General features: G+C 71.1%; 9 protein-coding genes and 1 pseudogene. 5 read left to right on the top strand and 5 right to left on the bottom strand.

Annotated elements, in window-relative coordinates:
• Positions 1–249: pseudogene (locus VF697_RS22795) on the top strand (alpha/beta hydrolase); the annotation flags it as partial.
• A 67-nt stretch (positions 250–316) separates the two neighbouring features.
• Here VF697_RS22795 and VF697_RS22790 read toward each other — a convergent pair.
• On the bottom strand, positions 317–1,978 hold the full coding sequence (locus tag VF697_RS22790; protein ID WP_331098339.1) for an acyl-CoA dehydrogenase family protein: 1,662 nt from the start codon (positions 1,976–1,978) through the stop codon (positions 317–319).
• Positions 1,979–2,100: 122 nt separating this feature from the next.
• Between VF697_RS22790 and VF697_RS22785 the strand changes: the two genes are divergently transcribed.
• Entirely contained in the window at positions 2,101–4,020 is a 1,920-nt protein-coding gene (locus VF697_RS22785) for an ATPase (protein WP_331098336.1), read from the top strand.
• A gap of 9 nt (positions 4,021–4,029) precedes the next feature.
• Here VF697_RS22785 and VF697_RS22780 read toward each other — a convergent pair whose 3' ends face one another.
• Complete coding sequence (locus tag VF697_RS22780; RefSeq protein ID WP_331098335.1) at positions 4,030–4,812, bottom strand: WbqC family protein; 783 nt, start codon at positions 4,810–4,812, stop codon at positions 4,030–4,032.
• A 46-nt stretch (positions 4,813–4,858) separates the two neighbouring features.
• On the opposite strand from VF697_RS22780, the gene VF697_RS22775 reads away from it, so the two are divergent.
• Positions 4,859–5,803: a TonB C-terminal domain-containing protein gene (locus tag VF697_RS22775; protein WP_331098333.1), complete on the top strand. Its 945-nt coding sequence runs from the start codon at positions 4,859–4,861 to the stop codon at positions 5,801–5,803.
• A gap of 11 nt (positions 5,804–5,814) precedes the next feature.
• Here the strand turns inward: VF697_RS22775 and VF697_RS22770 are convergent, their stop codons facing one another.
• On the bottom strand, positions 5,815–6,966 hold the full coding sequence (locus tag VF697_RS22770) for an endonuclease/exonuclease/phosphatase family protein (RefSeq protein ID WP_331098331.1): 1,152 nt from the start codon (positions 6,964–6,966) through the stop codon (positions 5,815–5,817).
• Between the two features lie 383 nt (positions 6,967–7,349).
• Between VF697_RS22770 and VF697_RS22765 the strand changes: the two genes are divergently transcribed.
• Complete coding sequence (locus tag VF697_RS22765; protein ID WP_331098329.1) at positions 7,350–9,749, top strand: ATP-binding protein; 2,400 nt, start codon at positions 7,350–7,352, stop codon at positions 9,747–9,749.
• Between the two features lie 15 nt (positions 9,750–9,764).
• Here VF697_RS22765 and VF697_RS22760 read toward each other — a convergent pair whose 3' ends face one another.
• Together VF697_RS22760 and VF697_RS22755 are read right to left on the bottom strand one after the other, a co-directional pair.
• The gene (locus tag VF697_RS22760; protein ID WP_331098327.1) at positions 9,765–10,556 is read right to left on the bottom strand and encodes a phytanoyl-CoA dioxygenase family protein; all 792 of its coding nucleotides are present in this window, start codon (positions 10,554–10,556) and stop codon (positions 9,765–9,767) included.
• Positions 10,557–10,558: 2 nt separating this feature from the next.
• The gene (locus VF697_RS22755) at positions 10,559–11,560 is read right to left on the bottom strand and encodes an aldo/keto reductase (protein ID WP_331098325.1); all 1,002 of its coding nucleotides are present in this window, start codon (positions 11,558–11,560) and stop codon (positions 10,559–10,561) included.
• Between the two features lie 107 nt (positions 11,561–11,667).
• Between VF697_RS22755 and VF697_RS22750 the strand changes: the two genes are divergently transcribed.
• Positions 11,668–12,642 (top strand): alpha/beta hydrolase, encoded by a 975-nt coding sequence (locus VF697_RS22750; protein ID WP_331098323.1) that lies wholly within the window; start codon positions 11,668–11,670, stop codon positions 12,640–12,642.
• Positions 12,643–12,650: the final 8 nt, after the last annotated feature.

Below are 12,650 nucleotides of genomic sequence, written 5' to 3'. Positions count from 1 at the left end.
CCGTTCGACAACGCGGCCAAGGCGCCCGGGCTGAAGTTGCCCGTGCTCATCGTCCACGGGACGCAAGATGAGGTCATTCCCGTGGACATGGGACAGCGGCTGGGAACGCTGTTCCCGAGCGCCACGACACGCATTCTCAAGGGCAGGCACCACAACGACGTGCTCGACCAACCCGCCATCCTTCAGGAAATGGTTCGATTCGCGCGAGCTGGAGCACAGACGGAAGAGCGTGGCGATCCAGTGCCCTGAGCAGGGTCGGCCCATCTCCATTCCCTCTCAATGAGATGGGCCGAGGTGTCCTGCTCCATGGGGTGACCTACGATACCAGCAACCGCGCGTCGTCCAGGTCCATGTCGGCGATCAGGTCCACGCCGTTGCGCATGAGTCGCCGCGCCGCCGCCATGGCCCTCGGGCCGTGCCCGTTGTCCAGGCACCACTGTGCGTGCTCCACCAGCAGTGCCAGCTCGTAGGTGCGGCCCAGCGTCAGGGAGAAGCGTCGCGCCCCGGCCTCCACCCGCGCCGGGTTCTCCATCGACTTCATCACCCACGCTCGCGCCTTCTCCAGCGACTCGTGCGCCGCCGCCACGCACGGCCGCAAGCCCGCGTCCTTCGCCGCCCCGAGCCGCCGCTCCGCGTCCGTGTACAGCGCCTCCAGCGAGCCCCCCTTCGCCATCGCCCGCAGCGTGTCCAGCGAGAGCACGTTCGTCGTCCCCTCCCAGATGGAGAGCACCTGCGCGTCCGCCAGGATCCTCGGCAGCCCCGTGTCCTCCACGTAGCCCGCTCCGCCGAAGCTCTCCACCGCCTCCGACGTCACGTGCACCACCTGCCGCCCCGTCGTCAGCTTCGCCAACGGCGTCACCAACCGCTGCAACAGCAGCTCCTCCTCCGTTGCCGTCCTCGCCTCCAGCTTCCCCAGCAGCTCCACCGCCCGGAACGCCAGCAGGAAGCCTCCGTGGAACTCGGCCTCCAGCCCCGCCAGCGTGTCCACGTGCAGCGGCTTCTCCGCCAGCGGCGCTCCGAATTGCACCCGCTTGCTCGCGTAGTCCCTCGCCAGCGCCAGCGCCCGACGCATGCTCCACGTCGCGCCCATCGCGTTCCACGTCCGCGTCACGTTCAGCATCCACGCCATGTTCCGGATGCCATCCGTCAGCCCCGCCACCGGCTCCGCCAGCGTCCCGTCCAGCGTCAGCTCCGCCGTCGGCACCTTCCGCGTCCCCAGCTTGTCCTTCAGCCGGTTGATGCTGATGCCGTTCAGCCTCCCGTCCGCCCCCCGCGTCTCCACGAAGAAGATCGCCAGCCCCTTGCCCCCCGGTCCGTTCCCCTCCGGCCTCCCCAGCGTCAGCGCCATCTGCGCCGTCGTCGCCGAGGTGAACCACTTCGTCCCATACAGCCTCCACCCCTCCGGCGACTTCCTCGCCACCGTCTGCGTCAGCCCCACGTCCGAGCCGCCCGTCCGCTCCGTCATCCACTGCCCGGACGTCCAGAACGTCGCCGGGTCCCTCGACGTCAGGTGGGGCAGGGCGCGCTGGATCAGCTCCTGGTTCCCCAGCGACAGCAGCGTCCGCGCCGCCCCGTCCGTCATCGCCAGCGGGCACGAGTAGACGTCCAGCGACGGCTGCACTAGGTAGTTCAGCGTGAACTGGTGGATGCGCGAGAGCTCGCCGCTCTTCTGCTCGTACGCCACCGCCACCAGCCCCCGCTTCGCCGCCAGCGCCTCCGCCTCCTTCCACAGCGGCGACACCTCGATGTGGTCCATCCGGTTGCCCCAGGCGTCCCACTGCGTCAGCTCGGGCTCGTTCAGTCGGTCCCTGAGCTGGAATTCGTAGAAGTGCTTGCCGCCCAGCTCGCCCAGCTCGCGGAACTCGCCCTCCAGCCCGGCCCGCATCTCCGGCGGCAGTACCCGGGCGAGGTAGCTCCGGAGCAGCGCGTCGTCGTCGTACTGGTTTCCAAGGCTCGGCGGTTCCTGGAAGAAGCTCATACCAGGCAAGCTAGCACCGAGCCGGCACCCGGGGAGCCCTCGTCGCGCCCCCCTTTTTCACCACCGGAAACAGTCTCCCGGCCACTTCCTGCTAGACTCGTCCGACTCAACCCGGAGCAAGCATGGCCGAGCAGCGGAGGCCGGGGGCGACTCCCCCCGGATTCGAGCCCCCCGAGTACCAGACCGATACGAGCGGCAACGCTCCCAGGGAGGGCTCCACGCCCGCTGGGAATGTGCTCTCCTCGCCTCCACGGCCCCGCGTGCCCGCGGGCTCGGTTCCCACCGCCCCAGGTGCCTCCTCGCGGCCTCCGGCCCAGGGTGCCCCCGAGCGTCGTCCCGTCGGCCCCAGCCCCTTCCTCGAGCGCCGCCCCGCGAGCCCCGAGCAGCGCCGCATGGCCCAGCTCCCCACGGAGCAGCTCCCTCCCGTGGCCGCCGACAGGCGCTCGGGTCCGCCCGTGCCCAGCATGGACCTGGCGGCCGTCCCCATGGAGAGGCGTTCGGCCCCGCCCGTGCCGGGCATGGACATGCCCTCCGGGGTCGTCGAGCCCCAGCGCCGCGCGGCCCCGCCCGTGCCGAGCATCGACATGCCCCCGGTGCCCATGGAGCGGCGTTTGGCTCCGCCCGTGCCGAGCACGGAGCTTCCCCCCGTGCCCTCCGAGCGTCGCTCCGCCTCCGCTCCCGCCATGGCCTCCGAGCGTCGGCCCACCGGTTCCACCCAGTCGCGCCGGGCCGTCCCCGCCGCGGAGGGGGCAGGGGCCACCGGCCCGCGCTTCTGGCCTACCCAGCCGCGCTCGCTCGCGGACACCGGCCTCACCGGCTCCATGGTCGAGGAGCTCATCCTCAAGGCCATCTTCTACGCCGGCGAGATGCGGGGCATGGACATCGCCAACCGCCTCAAGCTGCCCACCTCCATCGTCGACGACATCCTCGAGGGGCTGCGCCGGCAGAAGTACATCGACATCCGCGGCGGTGGCGGCTCGGGCGTGGGCAAGTCCACGATGATCTACCAGCTCACCACGTTCGCCACGGACGTGCTGCGGCAGATCCTCGATCGCAACCGCTACAACGGTCCCGCTCCCGTCTCCCTGCAGGAGTGGGTGGACGCCGTGCGCAAGCAGACCGTGCGCGGCAACCGCATCACCCGCCAGCGGATGGAGGACAAGTTCGGCGACCTCATCATCCGCGACTACATCTTCGATGGCATCGGCCCCGCCATGAACTCGGGTCGCGCCATCTTCTTCTACGGGCCCCCCGGCAACGGCAAGACGGCCATCTGCCAGGGCATGGTCAACTGCTTCGATGGGGAGATCTTCATCCCCCACGCCATCCTCATCGACGACTTCATCGTCCGCATCTTCGACGCCAACATCCACAAGCCCGTCGAGGAGGAGCCCGGCTCCCAGACCTATGACCGGCGCTGGGTGCGCTGCCGCAGGCCCCTCGTCGTCGTGGGCGGTGAGCTCACGCTCGAGATGCTCGACCTCGTCTACTCGCCCGAGGTCAAGTACTACGAGGCTCCCTTCCAGATGAAGGCCATCAACGGGATGCTCCTCATCGACGACTTCGGCCGGCAGAAGGTCTCCCCCAAGGACCTGCTCAACCGGTGGATCGTCCCGCTGGAGAGTGACATCGACATGCTCACCCTCCACACCGGCAAGAAGGTGCAGGTGCCCTTCGACGTCTTCGCCGCCTTCTCCACCAACCTGGATCCGAGCGCCCTCGTCGACGACGCCTTCCTGCGCCGCGTCCGCTACAAGCTCGAGGTCCAGCCGCCGGATGAGGACCTGTTCCACCAGATCTTCGAGGTCATGTGCCAGAAGCGTGGCGTGCCCTATGACTCGGAGATGGTGCAGTACCTCATCGACACGCACTACAAGCCCGTCGGCCGCCGCTTCGCCGCGTGCCAGCCGCGCGACCTGCTCGATCAGATGATCGACATGGCCTACTACCGGGGCATGGCGCCGCAGCTCGACGCGGACCTCATCGACTCCGCGGTGAAGAGCTACTTCGTCCGCTTCGACAAGGATGGCCCGGCGCGCTGAGGCGCCGGCTCAGGCGGGGGGCTTCGCGAAGGGGCCCCACGGGGAGGGCTCGAGCCACTGGCGGACCTCGTCCACGGGGACGTTCGACAGGACGTCCACGATGGACAGGCCCATCACGAAGCGCTCGCCCTTGCGGCCCTGGTCGTACGCGGGGTAGCGGAACCTCTGCCACAGCAGCCGCACCCCCGCGTCCCGGAAGGGGCCCGGCTTGAGGTACACCGAGCCCACCCCCGAGTAGTACGTGTCCATCCCGAGCTGCGTGCAGTACGACGCCAGCCGCCCCGTCTTGTCCGGGTGCGAGCGGTCCAGCGTCGAGGCGAGCTGCACCCTCGGCTTCAACCCCAGCGGCTCGTAGAAGAGCGCCATGCTCGCCAGCAGCGTGCGCAGCAGCGAGCCCGGGCCCCGCTCCTTCGCCGCCTCCTCGTAGAAGGCCTCCAGCCTCGGCAGCACCTGCGTCCGGAAGTAGGGCCTCCGCCCGTACAACATCGTCAGCGCCGCCAGGTGCTTGCGCGTCCACGGCTGGCCCGTGTCCAGCGCCAGCTCCGAGATGTGCGTGTCCCGGTGCGCGCCCTCCAGCGGAATCGTCAGCCACTGGAAGGCGGGCTCCGTGGGAGCGGGCAGGGGAGCGCCCGGCGGCAGTGCGATGCGTGCCCTCCGCTGCCAGCCCCGTCGCAGCCACTGCACGTTGTCCAGCACCAGCAGCGTGTCCGCCCTCGCCACCTGCTCATAGAAGTCCAGCCAGGGCAGGTAGTGTGGTTGCTCGGCGACCAGGACTCCCGGGTGGACACTCACGGCTCGCCACTGTAGCCCGCGCCTCCGATTCGTCGGAAGATGCGGTGTGGCTCGTTCCCGCTCCCGCCTGCCTCTCTTCGTTGCCCTCGCGGCGAGCGTCGTGCTGCACGTCTTCCTCTTCCGGGGGCTGTGGCTCCAGGAGGCTCCGCCCCGCGCGCCTCCCGCTCCCGAGGTGGTCGAGATGGAGATCCGCGAGGTGATCCGGCCCTCCGCTCCGGTCGTCTGGGCTCCCGCTCCGCCTCCTCCCGCGGCCACTCCGACCCGGCGGCCTCCGAAGCGCGCGCAGGCGCCCCAGTCAGCCCCGGTGCCCCAGGCGCCAGAGCCTCCTGTCGCCTCCACCGACTCCGAGGCCTCCGCCTCCGCGGCCTCGGACGTTCCCTCGGCACCTCGCGCCCAGGCCTCCGACTTCCTCCTGCGTACCGGCTCGCTGCTGCCCCGGACGCTTCCAGAGGTCTCCGCGCAGGGGTCCCCGGGTTCGTCTCCGGAGCCAGGTACCGGCGCGCCGGGCACCCGGCTGCGCGCGCCCACGCCCATGGGCCCTGGCGAGATGGTGCGCGAGCTCGTGGCCCAGCAGAAGGTGCGCAGCGGCTTCGTCCACGCCTACTTCGGCCAGCTCCAGGACGTGCTGCTCGCGGCCTGGCGGGCCAAGGACACGTCCGCCCGGCGCAGGTCGGGCCGCGCCTGTGAGGTGGAGCTGCGGCTCGTCCAGGCGCCCTCGGGCCGGCTCCAGGAGGTCTCCATCCGCTTCCCCTCGTGCGATCCGCGCATGGACGAGGAGGTGCTCGCCGACCTGCGCGCCGCCGCCGCGTCACTGCCGGCTCCGCCTCCCGAGGTGGTGGGGCACCAGGACTCCCTCCGCAGCGTCTACCGCTTCACCTTCCAGCCGCCGCCGATCCTTCCACCGCTCGAGTTCGACGTGGTGGACCTCGTCGACCGCAAGGCCATCCCCAAGTTCAACCCCAAGCGCGTCACCCTCCTCCAGGTGGAGTAGGGGCGCGGAAGTCAGTTGCGCACGGACGCGGCGAGGGGCATCCGCAGGCGCGCCACCACCCCGGACAGCTCCGACTGCCACGGCCCGAACCGAGGCTCCCCGAGCGAGCCCCCCACCACGTAGGCCTGCACCGGGCCGAGCCGCCGGGGCACGGCCGTCACGGGGTGACGCACCAGGACGAGGTTGAGGCGCTCCTCCAGCGTGGGCATCCCGAGCGACGCCTCCGCCGCGTTGCCCCAGGCCGCCTGCCCCATGCGGCGCGTCCAGACGTCCACGTAGCCGGCCAGCAGCAGCTCCCGGTAGGTGGGCGCCCCCATCAGCCCCAGGTTGGCCGGCGTGTTGAAATCTCCCACCAGCACCACCGGCAGGGACTCGCGGCGCAGCGAGGCGAGCAGCTCCTCCGTCTGCGCCAGTTGCACGCGCAGTCCGGCCTCGTCCGGCGCGGGCTCCAGGTGCGTGCTGACGAAGCGGTACGTCCGGCCCTTCACCGTCGCCACCACCGACGCCCAGCCGCGCGGCAGATCCACGGGCCCGAGGTCGGCTCGGCGCAGCTCCCGGCGGGCCAGGTAGTTGCCCGCGCGCACTCCGCTCACGTCCACGTCCGCCCGCGCGAGGATGATGTCGAAGTCCGTCACCCGCACGTCATCGAAGGAGGGCGCGGCGCTGGCGAGCAGGGGCAGCTCCACGTCCGCGTTCCTCACCCGGGCGACCTCCCGGTAGTGCAGCCCGCGGGCCTCCAGCTCGCCCAGCAGCACGGGCAGGACGTCCAGGTACAGCGCCTCCGCCGGCCGGGTGCCGCCGAAGATGGAGTCTCCCGGAGACTGGAGCCGCACCTCGGCCACCTGCTGCAGCCCGATGAGGTGCGGCCGGGCGTACTGGATCTCATCCGCCAGCCGCCGCGCCCGGGTGGAGAGATCCGCCCGACGCAGCGCCTCGAAGGCCTCCGCGGTCCGCGCTGGCAGCTCCGCCGCGGTGGGCGCCCCCAGCACCCGCTCCAGGGCGACTCCGGTGGACAGACTGCGCGTCATCACCGTGAGTGCGTCCGGGCCGAAGAGCTCGGAGGCGGAGACCTCCTCCCGCTCCTCCACCTGCTGGGGCAGTGTCACCACCTGGCAGGTGCCGATCGCCACCATCCACAACCCCACCGCCATGATGTACTTCATCGTGACATCCCCCCGGACCGACCCCGCCCCGGCACCACCCACACATCCGCCTGCCTGGGTGGATGCTTGGGTGAGATAGGGTGCCCCGGCCTGGACGCCAGGGGGGAGCGTCCTGACCCGGGTCGCTCCGACCACCAGTGAGCAGGCCGAAGTCCGGAAAACGTCGGACACAAGGCAAACACCGTGTACCCCCTGGCCGTTTCCAGGGGCACCAGCCGGGCATGAAAAGCCGGCGCGCAGCCCGCCTCTCCCACCGAAGTGGCGAACGAGGGTAGGCTTGCGGCCAGCAGGGGCGTCGCATCCTCCAGAATGTCGTGCTCCTGGTGGACCTGAAGGGCTCCGATCTAGCAATCTCCCGCTTCTCAAGAATCCGCTCCGCCCTCATGCGCTTCCTCCTCCTCAGTCGCGACGGTGACCATCCCATCGGGGCGGAGCTCTCCCGCATGGGCCATGACGTGGTGGTCGCCACGGGACCCGAGGTGACGGCCGCCACCATCTCCCTGGTGGACGTGCTGGTCGTCGGGGCCGAGCTGGTCCGCGAGAAGTCCGAGTGGTTCAGCCGGCTGCGCGCGCAGATCCGCGCCGCCGAGGTGTTCGTGCTCGGCATGGCCGCGAGCACGTCGACCGATGATCTCACGCCGCTGATGGAGATCGGCGTGGACGACTACCTGGTGGCGCCCTTCCACCCGGCGGACGTGCGCGCCCGGGTGGAGCTGTTCGAGCGCCGCAGCTACGCGTTCATGCGCCGGCAGACGCACGAGGAGTCGGCGCGCGGGGAGATCGAGCGGCTGGCGGCCATCATCCAGACGCAGAACGACATCGCGCTGGCCGGGTTGGACCTGGACGTGGTGATGCGGCTCATCGCCGAGCGGGCGATGATCCTCTGCGGCGCGAGTGGCGCGGCCGTGGCGCTCGTCGAGGGCGAGGAGATGTTCTACCGCGTCGGCACGGGCTTCTCCGCGCAGTTCCAGGGCGCGCGCCTGCCCATCGCGAGCACCTTCGCCGGCTCGTGCGTGCTGACGGGCGAGGTGCTGCGCACGGACGACTCCGAGCGGGATCCGCGCGTCAACGTGGAGGCGGCGCGCCGGTTCAAGTTCCGCTCCATGCTCAACGTGCCGCTCAAGCGCGACAACCAGACGGTGGGCGTGGTGAGCATCTCCTCGGGGGTGCCGTATGCCTTCGTGGACTCGGACGAGCGCACGCTGGAGCTGATGGCCGGTCTGCTCGGGGCCGCCATGGGCAACGCGGCCGAGCACGCCGCCAAGCAGGCCCTGATGACCGAGGTGGCGTCGATCGTCACCGCGCTCCAGGAGAGCCAGCACCTCTTCGACTCGTTCCTCAACAACAACCCCGCGCTGGCCTACATGAAGGACGAGTCCGGCCGGCGCGTCTTCGTCAACGAGCCCTTCCGGCGCTTCTTCGCGCTGTCGCCCGGCGTGGACGTGAGCACCATCCCCGACGAGCAGATCATGTCGCCGGAGACGGTGGCCCACCTGAGGGATCAGGACGATCAGGCCTTCAAGTCCGGCCAGCCCTCGGTGTCCGAGACCGTCATCCCCACGCCCGAGGGCGAGCCGCGCCACTTCCTCACCTACCGCTTCATCGCCCGCGACAGCTCGGGCCGGCGCTTCCTCGGAGGCGTGTCCTTCGACATCACCGAGCGCAAGGCCGCCGAGGAGGCGCTGCGTCGCTCCGAGGAGAGCTTCCGCGCCCTCATCGAGGGCTCGCCCGAGGCCATCTTCGTGCACCGCGGCGGGCCGCTGCTCTACGTCAACCCCTCGTCGTGCGCCTTCCTGCGCCTGCCCACCAATGAGCTGGTGGGCCGCTCCCTGCTGGACTTCGTCCACCCGGAGGACCGCGCCGCCGCCGCCGGTCAGCTCGACGGCATGCCCGGCCGGGGCGCTCCCCGCGTCCGGGAGATCCGCTTCCTGCCTCCGGACGGCCGCATCGTCACGGCGGAGATCAGCAGCCTGCGGCTCGTCTTCGCCGGTCAGCCCGCCACCCTGGTGAGCGCGCGCGACCTGACGGAGCGCAATCAGATTCAGGCGCGCCTCGTCGTCGCGGATCGGCTGGCCTCGGTGGGAACGCTCGCCGCGGGCGTGGCCCACGAAATCAACAACCCGCTGGCCTTCGTCATCTCCAACCTGTCCTTCCTCACCGAGGAGCTGCACGCGCTCGCCGGGGAGCTGCCCAAGGGGCGCCTGGACGAGCTGGAGGAGGTGCTGGAGGAGACCAACGAGGGCGTCAACCGCGTCCGGCTCATCGTCCAGGACCTGAAGACGTTCTCGCGCGGCGACGAGGAGCAGCCCACGGCGGTGGACCTGCGGCGCGTCATCGACTCGGCGCTCGCGCTGGCCCGCGGCGAGCTGCGCCACCGCGCCACCGTGGTGAAGGACGTGTCCGAGGCGCCGCTCGTGGAGGGCAGCGAGGCCCGCTTCGGTCAGGTCGTCCTCAACCTGCTCATCAACGCCGCCCACGCCATTCCGCAGGGCCAGTCGGACAAGAACGAGATCCGCGTCTCGCTGCGCAACGAGAACGACCACGCCGTCATCGAGGTGCGGGACACCGGGTGCGGCATGAGCGCCGAGGTGCTCGGGCGCATCTTCGATCCCTTCTTCACCACCAAGCCGGTGGGCGTGGGCACGGGGCTCGGCCTCTCCATCTGCCACGGCATCATCACCGGCTTCGGCGGGGAGATCTCCGCCAGCAGCGAGGTGGGCAAGGGCAGCATCTTCCGCATCAGCCTCCCCGCGTACCGCAAGAGCCGGCTGAAGGCGGGGTAGGGCGTCCGTCGCGCCTCAGCGGGCGCCGTGGCGGAAGAGCGGGAAGAAGTCGCGCGGCGTCTTCTTCTTGCGCACGCACCGCGTCTCCGCGCTCATGTAGCAGGCCGAGAAGCCTCGACGGCGCTGGCCCGTGCGGCTCGGCGAGGAGCGGTGCCACACGTAGTTGTGGAGGAGCAGCACCTCGCCGGCCTCCACCGGCAGCGGCACCGCCAGCCCGTTGGCGCCTCGCGCCGCCACCTGGTCCGGTGGCACCACGCCCCCGAGCTCCGTCGCCAGCCCCCAGCGGTGGCTTCCCGGCACCACCTCCACGCAGCCTCCGTCCAGCGGCGCGTCGTCCAGCGCGGTCCAGAGCTGCAGCTCGGGGTCCTTCGTGAGGCCCCACAGCCGGCCTCCGTCCTGGTGCCAGGGCAGCTCGCTGCCGCCGCGCTCGCCCTTGTGGAAGAGGATGGCCCGGTAGAGGGTGATGTCGCCGGGGATGCACGCCCGGGCGATGCGCTCGAAGAGCGGGTTCTCCATCCACGCGAGGAAGCGCGGGTCCTTCTCCAGCTTCTCCAGCTTGCGGTAGTCCAGCGACGGCCCCTGCCAGCCGAGCCCCAGCGGCGCGTCCTCGTACCGGCCCGTGGGCGCGTCCATCTGCCAGAAGAAGCCCGGGTAGCTCACCCGGCCCAGCATCAGGTCGTCCGCGCGCTCGCGCAGGGACTCCAGGCCCTCGGCGTCCAGCAGCTTGCCCAGGCGCGCGTAGCCGTGCTCGGCGTAGTGCGCCAGCGGCCCCGCGATGTCGAATGTCTCCGCCTCCACCCGCAGCATGCTCACCTCGCGTACGTGGCGTCCGTGCCCTGCCACTCCCGATACAGCTCGTCGGCCCGCGTCACCACCTCCGGCGGCAGGGGTTTCGCGCACGCGTCCAGCGCCGCGTCCAGGTGCTCCACCGTCCCCGGCCCCACCAGCACCGAGTCCACCCCCGGCCGCCCCGCCAGCCACGCGTAGGAGAGCTCCAGCAGCGTGAGGCCCGCCGCCTCGGCGACGGCGCGCAGGCGCTCGGCCAGTTCGAGGAGGCGCTCGGACCAGTAGCGGCGCTGGTAGAGACGGTTCCCATCGAAGCGCGAGCCCGAGGGGATGGAGGCTCCCGGTGAGTAGCGCCCGGAGAGCAGTCCTCCGGCCAGCGGGTTGTAGACGGTGGTGTGGAGCGGATGGCGGCGCGTGAAGGGCAGGTATTCCACCTCCACCTGGCGCACCAGCAGGTTGTAGAGCACCTGCGAGAGCGTTGGACGGGGCATGCCGCGCGCATCGCACAGGCTCCGCAGCTCCAGGAGTTGCCAGGCTGCGTGGTTGGACACGCCCCAGTGCCGCGCCTTGCCGGCTCGAAGCAGCCCGTGCACGGCCTCCAGCGTCTCCTCCACCGGCGTGGTGGGGTCCGGCGCGTGCAGGTAGAGCACGTCCACGTGGTCCGTCCCGAGCCGCTTCAGGCTCTCCTCCACCGCGCGCACCACCTGGGCGCCCGAGAGGCCCTCGGACTTCCCGCGCACCCGCGCCAGGCCCACCTTGGTGGCGAGCCCCACCTCCGAGCGCCGGCCCTTGAGCAGCTGTCCGAGGATGCGCTCGGCCTCTCCGTTGCCATACGAGTTGGCCGTGTCGAAGAAGGGCACCCCGCGCTCCAGCGCTCGGGCCACGATGCGCGCGGCCTCGGGGGCGGGCGTGCGGGCCCCGAAGTTCATCGTGCCCACGGCCACGACCGCGGCGGGCGCGTCGGGGGCCAACGGGCGGGGCTCGAGCCAGCGCGCGAGGGCAGGGGAAGGAGCGGCGAGGGTCATGGGCAGGAAGGGAACGTTCAGGTCCGGCGATGAACTCCCTCGATATCACCCAATACTGAACGCCGGGGCTTGCGCGACCGGGGGGGCCGGCCGAATGGTGGGAGGACATGCCCTACCGCCGCCTCACCCGCTTCGTCCTCGCGCCCGATGGCACCCGCGTCGCGTACCACACGCATGTGGGAGATGCCCCGGAGGCCGAGGCGGAGTCGAAGCTGGCCCCCCGGCCGGGGGTGCTGCTCACCAACGGCATCGGCACCTCGGAGAACTTCTGGCGCTACCTCGTCGCGGACCTGGAGCAGGACCACCGGGTGGTGCACTGGGACTACCGGGGCCACGGCCGGAGCGCGGTGTCCGCCAACGATGACTACGCGCTGCGCGTCCACGTGGACGACCTCGAGCGCATCACCGAGGAGATGATGACTCGCGGGGACGGGCGCCCCCCGCACCACGTGGCCTTCTCCATGGGCGTGCGGGTGGTGCTGGAGCTGTACCGGCGGCGGCCCGAGCTGGTGCCGGCCATGACGCTCATCGGCGGCGGAGCGGCCACCCCGGACCCGAGCACCTGGCTCGTCCCGGTGCCGGGCGGGCGCGGCACCGTGGCCCGCACCTTCCAGCTCCTGACGCCCTTCGTGCCCCTGCTGGCGCCCGTGGTCCACGACTTCCTGTCCTCGCGGCTGGCGTACCCGTTCGGGCGCATGACGGGCCTGCTGCGGGCCCGAGCCCCCCGCGCGGACATCTCGGAGATGTTGAAGGCGCTCAGCCACATGGACCCGCGGGCCTTCTGGATGATGATGCGCGGCCTGCTGGAGTCCCCGCCGTCCTGGGACGTGCTGCCCCAGGTGCGGGTGCCCACGCAGCTCATCGCCGCGAAGAACGATCTCATGGTGCCCCTGCGCGAGCTGGAGCGGATGCGCGAGGGAATTCCCCACGCGGAGTGGGTGCTGGTGGAGGACGCGGGCCACGCGGGGCTGGTGGAGGCGGGCACGGAGATCGCCGAGGCCGTGCGCGCCTTCCGGCAGTCCTGCGGGGTGGGCCCGGCCTACCCGGCACAGGCCCCCGTGAGCAGCCCGCACGAGCGGTGAAGCGGCCG

This window comes from Archangium sp. (genome assembly GCF_036388035.1).
Taxonomy (GTDB): Bacteria; Myxococcota; Myxococcia; order Myxococcales; family Myxococcaceae; genus Archangium.
The sequence above is the reverse complement of the archived record's forward strand: the minus strand, read 5'-3'. Positions and strand labels throughout refer to the sequence as shown.